This is a genomic window from Methylopila turkensis, from assembly GCF_027922325.1.
Classification (GTDB): Bacteria; Pseudomonadota; Alphaproteobacteria; order Rhizobiales; family Methylopilaceae; genus Methylopila; species Methylopila turkensis.
Genome location: NZ_BSFL01000003.1, coordinates 123783 through 136961, shown reverse-complemented (window position 1 = coordinate 136961; position 13179 = coordinate 123783). Strand labels below are relative to the sequence as shown.

At 70.1% G+C, this 13179-nt stretch carries 15 protein-coding genes; 6 read left to right on the top strand and 9 right to left on the bottom strand.

Annotated features, from left to right (window positions below; genetic code table 11):
- Positions 1-59: 59 nt before the first annotated feature.
- Both recO and PKE78_RS11870 read right to left on the bottom strand, forming a co-directional pair.
- A complete protein-coding gene (gene recO / locus PKE78_RS11875; RefSeq protein WP_271201117.1) occupies positions 60-791 on the bottom strand; it encodes a DNA repair protein RecO in 732 nt (243 codons plus the stop codon).
- A 31-nt stretch (positions 792-822) separates the two neighbouring features.
- Complete coding sequence (locus tag PKE78_RS11870; protein WP_271201116.1) at positions 823-1173, bottom strand: winged helix-turn-helix transcriptional regulator; 351 nt, start codon at positions 1171-1173, stop codon at positions 823-825.
- Positions 1174-1281: 108 nt separating this feature from the next.
- On the opposite strand from PKE78_RS11870, the gene PKE78_RS11865 reads away from it, so the two are divergent.
- The 3 genes from PKE78_RS11865 (at position 1282) to PKE78_RS11855 (ending at position 3913) form a co-directional block, all read left to right on the top strand.
- Complete coding sequence (locus PKE78_RS11865) at positions 1282-2301, top strand: zinc-binding alcohol dehydrogenase family protein (RefSeq protein WP_271201115.1); 1020 nt, start codon at positions 1282-1284, stop codon at positions 2299-2301.
- Between the two features lie 103 nt (positions 2302-2404).
- Positions 2405-3310 carry a cation diffusion facilitator family transporter gene (locus tag PKE78_RS11860; protein WP_271201114.1) on the top strand — a complete coding sequence of 302 codons (906 nt, stop codon included), beginning with the start codon at positions 2405-2407 and terminating at the stop codon, positions 3308-3310.
- 165 nt (positions 3311-3475) lie between these two features.
- Positions 3476-3913 carry a DUF2147 domain-containing protein gene (locus PKE78_RS11855; protein WP_271201113.1) on the top strand — a complete coding sequence of 146 codons (438 nt, stop codon included), beginning with the start codon at positions 3476-3478 and terminating at the stop codon, positions 3911-3913.
- Between the two features lie 33 nt (positions 3914-3946).
- Here PKE78_RS11855 and PKE78_RS11850 read toward each other — a convergent pair whose 3' ends face one another.
- Positions 3947-4594, bottom strand: a complete 648-nt coding sequence (locus PKE78_RS11850) for a glutathione S-transferase family protein (RefSeq protein ID WP_271201112.1) — start codon at positions 4592-4594, stop codon at positions 3947-3949.
- Between the two features lie 51 nt (positions 4595-4645).
- Entirely contained in the window at positions 4646-5092 is a 447-nt protein-coding gene (locus PKE78_RS11845) for a MarR family winged helix-turn-helix transcriptional regulator (RefSeq protein ID WP_271201111.1), read from the bottom strand.
- 90 nt (positions 5093-5182) lie between these two features.
- Between PKE78_RS11845 and PKE78_RS11840 the strand changes: the two genes are divergently transcribed.
- On the top strand, positions 5183-5905 hold the full coding sequence (locus PKE78_RS11840) for a DUF1428 domain-containing protein (RefSeq protein ID WP_271201110.1): 723 nt from the start codon (positions 5183-5185) through the stop codon (positions 5903-5905).
- Between the two features lie 100 nt (positions 5906-6005).
- Here PKE78_RS11840 and eno read toward each other — a convergent pair whose 3' ends face one another.
- Complete coding sequence (gene eno, locus PKE78_RS11835; protein ID WP_271201109.1) at positions 6006-7289, bottom strand: phosphopyruvate hydratase; 1284 nt, start codon at positions 7287-7289, stop codon at positions 6006-6008.
- A 145-nt stretch (positions 7290-7434) separates the two neighbouring features.
- On the bottom strand, positions 7435-7833 hold the full coding sequence (locus PKE78_RS11830; RefSeq protein WP_271201108.1) for an Ivy family c-type lysozyme inhibitor: 399 nt from the start codon (positions 7831-7833) through the stop codon (positions 7435-7437).
- 125 nt (positions 7834-7958) lie between these two features.
- Here PKE78_RS11830 and queF point away from each other — a divergent pair, with 125 nt between their 5' ends.
- Together queF and PKE78_RS11820 are read left to right on the top strand one after the other, a co-directional pair.
- Positions 7959-8405 carry a preQ(1) synthase gene (gene queF / locus PKE78_RS11825; protein ID WP_271201107.1) on the top strand — a complete coding sequence of 149 codons (447 nt, stop codon included), beginning with the start codon at positions 7959-7961 and terminating at the stop codon, positions 8403-8405.
- Positions 8406-8597: 192 nt separating this feature from the next.
- Complete coding sequence (locus PKE78_RS11820) at positions 8598-9620, top strand: hypothetical protein (RefSeq protein WP_271201106.1); 1023 nt, start codon at positions 8598-8600, stop codon at positions 9618-9620.
- Positions 9621-9816: 196 nt separating this feature from the next.
- Here PKE78_RS11820 and kdsA read toward each other — a convergent pair whose 3' ends face one another.
- The 3 genes from kdsA to gatB all read right to left on the bottom strand — a co-directional run bounded on the left by kdsA (position 9817) and on the right by gatB (position 13115).
- Positions 9817-10662, bottom strand: a complete 846-nt coding sequence (kdsA, locus tag PKE78_RS11815) for a 3-deoxy-8-phosphooctulonate synthase (RefSeq protein ID WP_271201105.1) — start codon at positions 10660-10662, stop codon at positions 9817-9819.
- Between the two features lie 153 nt (positions 10663-10815).
- Positions 10816-11625, bottom strand: coding sequence for a VOC family protein (locus PKE78_RS11810; protein ID WP_271201104.1), 810 nt, complete (start codon positions 11623-11625; stop codon positions 10816-10818).
- Between the two features lie 11 nt (positions 11626-11636).
- On the bottom strand, positions 11637-13115 hold the full coding sequence (gatB, locus tag PKE78_RS11805; protein ID WP_271201103.1) for an Asp-tRNA(Asn)/Glu-tRNA(Gln) amidotransferase subunit GatB: 1479 nt from the start codon (positions 13113-13115) through the stop codon (positions 11637-11639).
- Positions 13116-13179: the final 64 nt, after the last annotated feature.

Sequence of the window (13179 nt, the reverse complement as noted above, 5' to 3'; positions counted from 1 at the left end):
CTAAGCCGATTCGCGGCAAGACGCGCTTGGGCTCCGCCCACCGTTCCGGCGCGGCGCCGTCACCCGGTCCGCTTGTTGAGCGCCGCCATATACGCCGCCCGCGCGTCCGGCGGCCTCAGGCCCCGCGGCGCCCATATGCGCTCCTCGAGAAAGTGGCCGGTGATCGCGAAGCCGGCCGCCACGTCCTCGAACGTCGGCGAGGCGTTCGCGCCGGTCGCGTAGAGGAATGGCGGCAGCGCGAACAGCCGGTCGGCGTATGGCGCGCCGGCCTCGCGCCCGACCGCCCGGCCCGACTTCGGCGACACATAGGCGAGGTCGTGGGTCGCGCCGGTCGCGGCGCAGGCCGACAGGTCGAGGCCGAAGCCGAGCTCGGCCAGCACCGCGAGCTCCAGCCGCACGATCAGCGCGGGCGCGGCGGTCCGGTCGTCGAGATGGTCGGCCACCACCTCGGCGATCTCGTAGAGCGCCTCGTGCGGATCGCGTTCGGGCATGAGGCGGAGCAGATGGCCGAGATGGCCGACGCCGTGGAGCGCGTCGGCGCGCTCCATCAGCCGGCCGGCGCGGCCCACCAGCGGCTCGACCGCGAAGGCGCCGAGATGGTCGTCGAGCCGGGCCCGCCAGGTCGCCCGCACGCTGTTGCCGGGCTGGAGCGTCGCCCTCAGCCGCCGCGAACGCCCGCCCCGCACCAGGCCGAGATGCCGGCCGTGCGCGCGGGTGAAGAGTTCGAGCACCACCGATGTCTCGCCGTGGCGGCGGACGCCGAGGATCAGGCCGTCGTCGGTCCATTGCATGGGCGGAGGATGGCGCCGGCCGGTCCCCGCGTCACGCGGCCTTCGCCGCGACGCCGGCATGGGCGTCGCCCCAGGCCTTGAGCGCCATGACCACCGGCTCCAGCGATCGCCCGCGCTCGGTCAGGCTGTACTCCACCTTCGGCGGCACCTCGGGAAACACCTTTCGGGCGACGAAGCCGTCGGACTCGAGCTCCCGAAGCTGGGTCGTGAGCATCCGCGGCGTGACGCTCGGAAGGCGGCGGCGGATCTCGTTGAAGCGCAGCGTGCTCGAAAGCAGGTGATAGAGGATGACGCCCTTCCACTTGCCGTCGATGAACTGCAGCGTCGCCTCCACGGCGCAGCCCGGAGAGCAGTCGAGGCGGTCGTGCCGGACGCGCGCCATCACGGTATCCTTTTCGACACTATAGGCGATTCATGTGCGTTCTTGCGTATGACGCACATAGGCGGCATCTGCTCGGCACGCAAACGTCACATCGCCGGAGAACGCATCATGCGCGCCATTGGATTCCAGTCGCCGCTCCCCATCGCCGAGCCTTCCGCGCTCGTCGACATCGAGCTTCCGGAGCCGTCGCCCGCCGGCCGCGACCTTCTGGTCGAGGTGCGGGCGATCTCGGTCAATCCCGTCGACACGAAAGTCCGCCGCTCTTTCACGCCCGCGGCCGGCGACTGGCGCGTGCTCGGCTACGACGCGGCCGGCGTGGTGGTGGCGACGGGGCCCGACGCGACCCTGTTCCGTCCGGGCGACGAGGTGTTCTACGCCGGCGCGCTGGAGCGCCAGGGCGCCAACGCCGAGCGGCATCTGGTCGACGAACGGATCGTGGGCCGGAAGCCGGCGTCGCTGTCCTTCGCGGAGGCCGCGGCCCTGCCGCTGACGACCATCACCGCCTGGGAGGCGATGTTCGATCGGCTCGACGTGGCGAAGCCCGTTCCCGGCGCGGCTCCGGCGATCCTCATCATCGGCGGTGCGGGCGGCGTGGGCTCGATCGCCACGCAGCTCGCCCGGACGCTGACCGGCCTCACCGTGATCGCCACCGCGTCCCGCCCGGAGACGCAGGACTGGGTTCGCGGCCTCGGCGCGCATCATGTTGTGGACCACAGCAAGCCGCTCGCGGCGGAAGTTGCGGCGCTCGGGATCGGCGCGCCGGGCTTCGTGTTCTCGACCACCAACACCGGCGACCATCTCGCGGAGATCGCGCAGCTGATCGCGCCGCAGGGCCGCTTCGCGCTGATCGACGACCCCGCGGCGCTCGACGCCATGCCGTTCAAGCGCAAGAGCGTCTCGATCCACTGGGAGTTCATGTTCACGCGCTCGATGTTCGGAACCGCCGACATCGCGGCCCAGGGCGAGTTGCTGAACGAGGCGGCGCGCCTGGTGGACGAAGGCACGCTCCGCACCACGGCGGCGGAGTCCTTCGGCGCGATCACCGCGGACAACCTCCGCCGCGCGCACGCCCTGATCGAGAGCGGGAAGGCCAAGGGCAAGATCGTGCTCGAAAGCTTCTCGGCTTAAGACCGGCGCCGGCGTCACGTTCCTGAAAGCGCGACGCTGTGCCCGCGCCACGGCTTCGGCGGCCCGCCTACTATGGCCCGTCGATCCACGGGGATATGCGGGCATGCCGAAGCCGACCGAGCAGACCGTCCTGAAGATCTCGATCGCGGCGACGGTCGGCATCGGGCTGATCGGCGTCGCCTTCGGCGTGCTGACGGGCTCGCTGTCGATCATGTTCGACGGCGTGTTCGGCGGCCTCGACGCGGCGATGACCCTGCTCGCTCTGCAGGTGTCGCGGCTGATCGCGGGCGCGGCGAGCCGGCGGTTCCAGATGGGCTTCTGGCACGTCGAGCCGCTGGTGCTCGCGATCAACGGCGGGCTGCTGACGCTGCTCTGCGTCTACGCCTTCGTCAACGCGGTCGGCTCGCTGCTCGGCGGGGGCCACGACCTTGCCTTCGACTGGGCGCTCGCCTACGCCGTCATCACGGTCGCGATCTGCCTCGGCATGCTGATCTTCGTCCGGGGCGCGAACCGCCGGATCGGCTCGGCGCTGCTCGCGCTCGACGTCAAGAGCTGGCTGATGAGCTGCCTGATCAGCGCCTCGCTGCTGGCGGCGTTCCTGGTGGCGTGGGCGCTTGACGGCACGCGGTTCGCGCACTGGACGCCCTACGCCGACCCCGCGATCCTCGCCGTGCTGACGGCCTGCCTGATCCCCGTGCCGTTCACGACCGTGATCGCGGCGGTGAAGGAGGTGCTGCTCGTCGCGCCGCAGGAGCTCGACGCCCGCGTGCGCGCCGCGGCGGAGGCCGCCGTCGCGCGCCACGGCTTCGAGGGCGCGCGCACCTATGTGGCGAAGGTCGGCCGCTCGCAGGTGATCGAGATCTACCTGCTCGTGCCGGCGGGGCGCGCGATTGGGTCGATCGTCGAGCTCGACGCCGTGCGCGAGGAGATCGGCGCGGCGATCGGCGGAGCCGGCCGCGACCGCTGGCTGACGATCGCCTTCACCGGCGATCCGAAATGGGCCGACTGAGTCCCGGCCTTGGCCGAAAACTTCTCTCCCCCGCCCCTCCGAACGGCGGCTTCCTGACGGCGCGAAGGCGGCGCATGATCCGGCTGCGTCTCCGGCGTCAGCCGCAGGCGCGCTGACCACCGCCGGCGCGAACGAACGGCGGGGCAAGACCGGGAGTGAACCGCCATGACGACTGACGCGACCCTGCGCGCCGCGAGGACCGGCTTCGCCGCTCTCGCCGCGCTCATGATCTCGGGCGCAGCGCCCGCGAGCGCCGACCCTGCCGGGCAATGGACCACGCCAAAGGCGCGCGTGAAGATCAGCGACTGCGGCGGCGCGCTCTGCGCGACCGTGATTGCGCTAAAGGAGCCCAACGACGAGGCCGGCCGCCCGAAGCTCGACCGCAACAACCCCGACAAGGCCAAGCAAAGCCGGACGATCGTGGGCGTCTCGATCCTGACGGGCATGAAGCCGAACGGCGACCAGTGGCTCGGCCAGATCTACAACCCCGAGGACGGCCGCACCTACAAGGCCTACATGAAAGAGCAGGGCGCGAACCTACAAGTCCAGGGCTGCGCGCTCGGCGGCCTTGTGTGCAAGACGCAGGTGTGGAAGCGCGACTGACGCGTCACGCCAGCGCGGCGCGTGTCCCGCCCTTCATCCCGCACGCGGCCGCGCGCCGTCCGCGGCCGCGAAATGCGCGATCTGGTCGGCATGGGCCTTCTGGAAGGCCGCGCGGCTGGTCAGGCGCGCGACATAGGCTTCGGTCGCGGGGCGTTCGCCGTGCGCCCGAACCTGTGGAACACGCAAGACGTCCGCCATGATGAGGTCGGCCACGGTGAAGCGGTCGGCGACGAGCCACTCTCGCGCCCTCAGCACCGCCTCGAGCTGATCGAGCCGCGCGCCCATCCACTGCGTCAGCCCGTCGTCCTCCCGGCCGGAAATCTTCAGGAACCACCAGGGCACCGTGGCCATCTCGATCGAATTGAGCGCCGCAATCGTCCATTGAACGGTTTCGGCGGCGCCCGGCCCGTCCTCCGGCGTCAGTTTCCTGTTCTTGCGCGCGAGATGCAGAAGGCAGGCTCCGCTCTCGAAAATCCTGACGTCGCCGTCGGCGATGAACGGGATCTGACCGAAAGGCTGCCGATCGAGATGGTTGGTGGCGCGCTCCTCGAACGGTACTGCGCGCACCTCGTAAGGCAAGCCCGCCTCCTCCGCCGCCCAGCGAAGGCGCAGGTCGCGCACGAAGCCGCGCGGTCCCGGCGGAACCCAGTCATATGTCCAGATCGTCAGCGTCCCGGTCATGCCCTGACCTCCCTTACGACATCGCTCTTCATGCCCGGCGGTCCGCCGGCGTCACGCCAGCGCGCCAAGGCCTGCGCGCAGCGCGCCGGGATCGAACGCCTCCAGCGAACGGTCGATCTCGGCGTGCAGCTCCCGCCAGATCGGAGTCGCGGCGCGCAGCGCCTCGCGCCCGGCCTCGGTAAGCGTCAGCCGTCGGCCCCGGCGGTCGTCCGGATCGACGCTCGTCACGACCAGCCCACGCCGCTCCAGCGGCTTGAGGTTGGCCGTCAGCGTGGTGCGATCCATGGCGAGCAGCCGGGCGACGGAGCCGATCGACGGCGGCGCCTCGCGGTTGAGCGAGGTCAGCAGCGAGAACTGACCGTTCGTCAGGCCCGTGGGGCGCAGCGCCTCGTCGAACCGCCGCGCCAGCGCGCGCGCGGCCCGGTTCGCCGCCAGGCACAGGCAATGGTCGCGGACGAACAGCGTGGTCTGAAACGTGACGTCTTCGCGCTTTGACATGGGCCAATTATGTTGATATCAACTTATTAAGTCAAGGGCGCAGGACGCGCCGGAACGTAGGAAACGCAACCGACTCCGAGGAAAATCGCCATGTCGTCCTATCTCGAAGGTTTCGTCGTCGCCGTGCCCGCCGCCAACAAGGAGGCCTATCGCGCCCTCGCCGCGCGCTGCGCGCCGCTGTTCCGGGAGTTCGGCGCCACCCGGCTGGTGGAGGCCTGGGGCGACGACGTGCCGGATGGCAAGCTCACGGACTTCAAGGGCGCGGTGAAGGCCAAGGACGACGAGGTCGTGGTGTTCTCGTGGATCGAGTACCCGTCGCGGGCCGTCCGCGACGCCGCGCAGAAAAGGATCATGGAGGATCCACGCATGAAGGAGATGGGCTCCGAAATGCCCTTCGACGGCATGCGCATGATCTTCGGCGGCTTCGCCCCGCTCGTGGACGAGGGCCGGGAGGGCGAAACCGGATATGTGGACGGCATGGTCGCGCCGGTGCCGGCGGCGCGGCGCGACGACTATCTCGCCCTGTGCCGCACGCACGCCGCCATGTTCGCCGAGCACGGCGCGATCCGGGTGATGGACGCCTGGGGCGACGACGTGCCGGACGGCAAGGTCACCGACTACAAGGGCGCGGTGAAGGCCGAGGACGGCGAGGCGATCGCCTATTCCTTCATCGAGTGGCCGTCGAAGGCCGCGCGCGACGAAGGCTGGGCCAAGGCGATGGCCGACCCGAGGATGGGGCCGGAGGCCGGACCGCTGCCGTTCGACGGCAAGCGCCTGATCCATGGCGGCTTCGCGCCGATCGTCGACGCCTGAGGGTCGCGCTGCGAGCGCATGTCCCCACCTTCCCGGCGGGAACCAAAACGACGGCCGCGCGGCCGCCGTTTCTCACATCAGCTCAGAAGGGCGGGACGCCTCAGGCGAGCGCCTTGAGCGCGCCCCGGCCCGCGTACTGCGCGACCGTGCCGAGCTCCTGCTCGATGCGCAGGAGCTGGTTGTACTTGGCGATCCGGTCGGAACGGGCGAGCGAGCCGGTCTTGATCTGCCCGCAGTTGGTCGCGACCGCGAGGTCGGCGATCGTGGAATCCTCGGTCTCGCCGGAGCGGTGGGACATGACGGCCGTGTAGCCGGCGCGGTGGGCCATGTCGACGGCGGCGAGCGTCTCGGTGAGCGAGCCGATCTGGTTTACCTTCACCAGGATCGAGTTCGCGACGCCCTTGCGGATGCCCTTCGACAGGCGCTCGACATTGGTCACGAACAGATCGTCGCCGACGAGCTGGCATTTGTCGCCGACCAGATCGGTCACGGCCTTCCAGCCCTCCCAGTCGTCTTCGGCCATGCCGTCCTCGATCGAGACGATCGGGTAGTTTTTTACGAGCTTGGCGAGGTACTTGGCCTGCTTCTCGGGATCGCGCGTCTCGCCTTCGCCCTCGTAGACGTATTTTCCGTCCTTGAAGAACTCGGTCGCGGCGCAGTCGAGCGCGATGTAGACGTCCTTGCCCGGCTTGAAGCCGGCCTTGTCGATCGCCTTCATGACGAAGTCGAGCGCGACTTCCGCGGAGGCGAGGTTCGGCGCGAAGCCGCCCTCGTCGCCCACGTTGGTGTTGTGGCCGGCGTCCTTGAGCTGCTTCTTCAGCGTGTGGAAGATCTCGGCGCCGGTGCGCAGCGCTTCCGAGAAGCTGTCCGCGCCGACCGGCATGATCATGAATTCCTGGAAGTCGATCGGATTGTCGGCGTGGGCGCCGCCGTTGACGATGTTCATCATCGGCACCGGCAGCACGCGGGCCGAGGTCCCGCCGACATAGCGGTAAAGCGGCGTTCCCGACGCCTCGGCCGCGGCCTTGGCGACGGCGAGCGAGACGCCGAGGATGGCGTTGGCGCCGAGGCGGGCCTTGTTCGGCGTGCCGTCGAGCGCGATCAGCGCCTCGTCGATCTTGACCTGATCCTCGGCGTCGAAGCCGCCGATCGCGTCGAAGATCTCGCCGTTGACCGCGTCGACCGCCTTGGTGACGCCCTTGCCGAGATAGCGGCTCTTGTCGCCGTCGCGCAGCTCCACCGCCTCATGGGCGCCGGTCGAGGCGCCCGAGGGCACCGCGGCCCGACCGAGCGAGCCGTCCTCGAGGACGACGTCGACCTCGACGGTCGGATTGCCGCGGCTGTCCAGGATTTCGCGGGCGAGGATGTCGACGATGGCTGTCATAGAAGGAGGGCTCCGGCTTCGGCGCGGCGGGTTCGGAAGGCCGTCGGGACGACGGACAGACATTCCTGACAGCCTCTAGCCCAAGGCGCGCCACGCGGAAAGCCGTCGCGGCGCGCGTGCGACGAAGAATGCGCGGCGGGGGCCCTTACGGCTGCTGGGTCTCGACCAGCGCCTTGCGCTCGGCAGGCGTCGGCGACCCGAAGAACTCGGGCCCGCTCGCCGTGATCAGCAGCCCGACCGCGAAGGCGCCGTCAGCCGAGAACAGCACCTTGAACTGGTTGTTCATGCAGGCGTTCTGCTTGCAGATGAAGCCGATCTCGCGCCGCTGGCCGGCGACCTCCACGATGCGGCTCGGGCCGCTCGGCCCTTTCAGCTCCTTGACCCAGGCGACATGCGCCGGAGCGCCCGCCAGCATCGTCTTCATGGCCTCCGCCTGCGGCCCGCCGGCGAGGATGTCGGGCAGGTACCGGCCGCCTTCCGCCGCCGCGAACGACGCGGGCGCGCATATCAGCAGGGCGGCGGCGAACAGCAGGCGGAACGGCATGGCGACCTCCGATTTTCGGGACGCGGATATGAAATCGCGCCGCCGGGCGTGACAAGCGCCCGCGGAGGCCGCACAGGCTGGTCCGCAAGCGTTACGCTCCCGCCCCCTCACGGTTCACCGAGATCATGACCGACCTGCAGCTTGGAAAACCGACCGCCCTGCCCGCCTCCCCCGAGGACGCGGCGCTCGACCGCGTGCCGAACCCGCACCCGGACGTGAACTACGTCGCCCGCTTCACCGCGCCCGAGTTCACCTCGCTCTGCCCCGTCACCGGCCAGCCGGACTTCGCGCACCTCGTCATCGACTACGTTCCCGACCAGTGGCTGGTCGAGTCGAAGGCGCTGAAGCTCTATCTCGGCTCGTTCCGCAACCACGGCGCGTTTCACGAGGACTGCACCGTCGCCATCGGCAAGCGGCTCGTCGCGGAGCTGAAGCCGCGCTGGCTGCGCATCGGCGGCTACTGGTACCCGCGCGGCGGCATCCCGATCGACGTGTTCTTCCAGGTCGGCGAGCTGCCCGCGGGCGTCTGGGCACCGGATCAGGGCGTCGCGCCCTATCGCGGCCGCGGCTGACCTCGAACCGCTCCAATCATGGCCGCGGCGCGGCGGCGGCTTCGTCACGAAACCGTCGCAGCCCGACGCTTGGGCCGAGAACCTGAACGCCTGCGAGTCGCGCCGTCACGCGCCTCCGAAACGCCTCACGCGCCCCCCACCTTCTCCGGCGAATCGAAACGCCCTGAGCCTTAGCTCCCGGAGGTCGCGCCCATGCCCAGTCCCGACGCGCCCGCCCGTCCCGACGACGTGCTGATCATCACCAACGGTGACAGCGCCGTGGCCCGTCTGGAGGAGGCGCAGATCGCCGGCGCCATCCTGCCGTGGCGGGACGTGCTGCACGACGGCCCGGCGCCCGCGACCGACAGCCTCGAGCAGCTTTCGGAGATCCGCGCCGCGTTCATCTCCGCCGATCTCGGCCTGCCGGCCGGCGAGATCGCGACCGAGTTCGCTTCCCGCGACGCCGCGGTCCGCGGCCACGCCGGTTTCGCCCGCGTCGAAATCTGGCTCGAGCACGACCTCTACGACCAGCTGCAGCTGATCCAGATCCTCGACTTCTTCCGCGCCGAGGATCGCACCGAGGGGCTCTACCTCGTGCAGGCGGACGACTATCTCGGCCATCAGGGGCCGGACGCGATGCGCCGCCTGGCCGGCCGCGCCGCGCCGGTGACGGCCGAGCAGTTCGCGCTCGCCGGCCGCGCCTGGAAGGCCTTCACCGCGCCGACGCCCCATGCGCTGGCGCGGCTCGCGGACGACGGCGCGGACGCCCTGCCGCATCTCGCCCCGGCGCTGCGGCGGCTGCTCGCGGAGCTGCCCGACCCGATCCGCGGCCTGACCCTGACCGAGGAGCGCGCGCTGGCCGGGCTCGTGGACGACGAGCCAACCACCGGCGAGCTGTTCCGCCACGTCACCGAGCAGGACGAGGCGCAGTTTCTCGGCGACGCCAGCTTCTTCCGCCGGCTCGACGGGCTGGCCTTCGCCGACGAGCCGCTGATCGAAGGCCTGCCGGGGCCCTCTCCGCTCTATTGCGGCCTGGGCTCCGGCCCGAAGCTCGGCTACGCCGACTACGCCCGCGCCCGGCTCAAGCTCACGCCGGCCGGACGCGGCGTGCTGTCGGGCCGGCTCGACCACCGCGTGCTCAACCGCGCCGACCACTGGGTCGGCGGCGTCCACGTCTCGCCGGCCGCGCTGATCCGCTACGACCGCGCGCACGGCCAGCTCGTGGCGCAGGATTGAGGGCGAGCGTCATCCCGGCCAAGCGGCGAAGCCGCGCAGAGCTGGGACCGTCGTCAGGATAGGGCTCTACTCTGAAAACGGTCCCGGGTCTCGCTGCGCTCGCCCGGGATGACGGCGGCGACGTAGCGCTCGACTCCGGACATGGATGGTCCGGTCAAGCCGGACCATGACGGCGCGTTTTATGGCTGACGGCGGATCAGGCCTTCGCCAGCCGGTCGAACGCCATCAGGCGCTCCAGCAGCGCCGGCATCTCCTTCAGCGGCACCATGTTCGGGCCGTCGGAGGGGGCGTGGTCGGGATCGGGGTGGGTCTCGATGAACACGCCGGCGACGCCGACCGCGACCGCGGCCCGCGCCAGCACCGGCACGAACTCGCGCTGGCCGCCCGAGGACGTTCCCTGCCCGCCCGGCTGCTGCACGGAGTGGGTGGCGTCGAAGATCACCGGCGCGCCGGTCTTGGCCATCTCCGGCAGCGCGCGCATGTCGGACACCAGCGTGTTGTAGCCGAAGGACGCGCCGCGCTCGGTCAGCAGCACGTTCGGGTTGCCGGCGCCCACGAGCTTCGCGACCACGTTCTTCATGTCCCAGGGCGCGAGGAACTGGCCCTTCTTCACGTTGACCACCCGGCCGGTGGCGGCGGCCGCCAGCAGCAGGTCGGTCTGGCGCGACAGGAAGGCCGGGATCTGCAGCACGTCCACCACCTCGCCCACGGCCGCGCACTGGTGGGCGTCGTGCACGTCGGTCAGGGTCGGCAGGCCGAGGCTCTCCTTGATCTCGGCGAACACGGGGAGCGAGGCCTCGAGCCCCATGCCGCGTTGGGCGGTGGCGCTGGTGCGGTTCGCCTTGTCGAACGAGGTCTTGTAGATCAGCCCGATCCTGAGCTTTTCCGTGATCTCCTTCAGCGCGGACGCGACCTCGAGCGCGTGGGCGCGGCTCTCCATCTGGCAGGGGCCCGCGATCAGCGCGAGCGGCAGATCGTTCCCGAAGCGGACGGAGCCTACTTCGACGACGGCGGCGGGACGAGGCTCAGCGGGTGCGTTCATGGCCGTTCTTTGCGAGACGCGCCGTCATGCCCGGCGATCGGCCGGGCATCCACGACTTGGGACGTAGCGCTCGGCGTCGAAATCGTGGATGCCTGGGACGGGCCCAGGCATGACGGCGAGCATATGATCAACGTCGGCTTACCAGCCCGGCGCTCAGGCTTCCAGAACCAGCGTCAGACCGAACAACCGCTCGGCCGGCACGATCGTCGCCGCGGCCTCCGGAACCTTGAGCCGCAGCGCCGACAGCCGGAGCTCCGGCCCCGCTGCGGCGGCGAGCCCCGTGCGGCGGGCGTAGGCGTCGTCGGTCATGACCTCGATCTCCCCGCGCGGGGTGTCGAAGGCGAGCCCCGACGAAGTGGCGCGAAAGGCGTCGACGCCGGTGAAGGCGCGCAGGAAGACGTGGTGGTCGGACGGGTTCTCCGCCGTCAGCACGACGCCCGCGACCGCGCGCGCGCCGTTCGGATGCGCCTGCGCGGCCTCGCTCCAAAAGTTTTCCGGCCGCTTCTGCTCGCATGCGAAGAACGAGATGTCCGGCGACGCCGGCTCGACGGCGAAGGCGAGCTCGAACGCCACCTCGACCGGAGAGCCGTCCGGGCGGAAGCCGCGCCGCTCGAAGAAGAACGGCGCGAAATCGCCGACGCCCTTCCGGGTGTAGAGCGCGGCGTCGGCCTTGGCGTCGACGCTCTCCAGCGCCAGCCCCGAGGCCCCCTCGCCCGCCCGCGCCAGCCGGTCGCGATGGAACGCCGCGAAGGAGAAGACCCGCGGGCCGTGGCTGGGGACGAGCGCGGGGTCCGCGACCGCCAGCAGCTCCACGAAGAAGCCGGGAAGCTGGACGATGCGGTTCTTGGTGCCGAACGGATGGCGGTTCTCGGGACCGACGCGGAAGCCGAGCGCCTCCCACGCCGCGGCCGCGGCGTCGAGGTCGCGGACGAGGTGGACCAGATGATCGAGGCCGCGCGGCATCAGCGTGGCCGTCAGATGCCGAGCTTGCGCTTGAGGATCTCGTTCACCGCCTGCGGATTGGCCTTGCCGCCGGAGGCCTTCATGACCTGACCGACGAACCAGCCGATCAGCGTCGGCTTGGCCTTGGCCTGCTCGACCTTGTCGGGGTTGGCCGCGATCACCTCGTCGCAGACCTTCTCGATCGCGCCCGTGTCGGTGACTTGGCGCAGGCCGCGGCTCTCCACCAGCTCGCGCGGATCGCCGCCCTCGGTCCAGAGGATCTCGAACAGGTCCTTGGCGATCTTCCCCGAGATCACGTTCTCGGAGATCAGGCCTATCAGGCCGCCGAGCTGGTCGGCGGACACCGGGCTCGCCTCGATCGCGAGGCCCTCCTTGTTGAGGCGGCCAAACAGCTCGTTGATCGTCCAGTTCGCCGCGAGCTTGGGATCGCCGGCCTTCGCCACCGCCTCGAAGAAGTCGGCCGACTCGCGCTCCAGCGTCAGCACCATGGCGTCGTAGGGCGTCACGCCGTAGTCGGCGATGAAGCGCGCCTTCTTGGCGTCCGGCAGTTCGGGAAGCGCGGCCCTCAACTCGTCGACCTCCGCCTGCTCCACGGTGAGCGGCAGCAGGTCCGGATCGGGGAAGTACCGATAGTCGTGCGCCTCTTCCTTCGAGCGCATCGACCGCGTCTCGCCCTTGTTCGGGTCGAAGAGTCGCGTCTCCTGATCGATGACGCCGCCGTCCTCGAGGATCTCGATCTGCCGGCGGGCCTCGATCTCGATCGCCTGTCCGATGAAGCGGATCGAGTTGACGTTCTTGATCTCGCAGCGCGTGCCGAAGGGCTGGCCGGGCTTGCGGACGGAGACGTTCACGTCGGCGCGCAGGTTGCCCTTGTCCATGTCGCCGTCGCAGGCGCCGATGTAGCGCAGGATGGTGCGCAGCTTGGTGACGTAGGCCTTCGCCTCCTCCGACGAGCGCAGATCGGGCTTCGACACGATCTCCATCAGCGCGACGCCCGAGCGGTTGAGGTCGACAAAGGACGAGCGCGGATCGAGGTCGTGGATCGACTTGCCGGCGTCCTGCTCGAGATGGATGCGCTCGACGCCGACCGCGATCGTCTCGCCGTCGCCCATGTCGACCTTGACCACGCCCTCGCCCACGATCGGGCTCTTGTACTGCGAGATCTGGTAGCCCTGCGGCAGGTCCGGGTAGAAGTAGTTCTTGCGGTCGAAGGTCGAGGTCAGGTTGATCTCGGCCTCGATCGCGAGGCCCGAGCGGATCGCCTGCCGCACGCATTCGCGGTTGAGCGTCGGCAGCATGCCCGGCATGGCGGCGTCGACCAGGCTGACATGGCTGTTGGGCGGCGCGCCGAAGCCGGTCGAGGCGCCCGAGAACAGCTTCGCCTCGGACGTCACCTGCGCGTGAATCTCGAGGCCGACGATGACCTCCCAGTCGCCGGTCGCGCCGGTGATGAGTTTCGAGCTCGCGGGCGTGCGGGAGGGAGCGTTCATCGGCAGGATCGCCTTCCGGCGCAGTTGGAGTTTTTCAGCGGTCTTCCTAGCGCCTAGTCGCCGG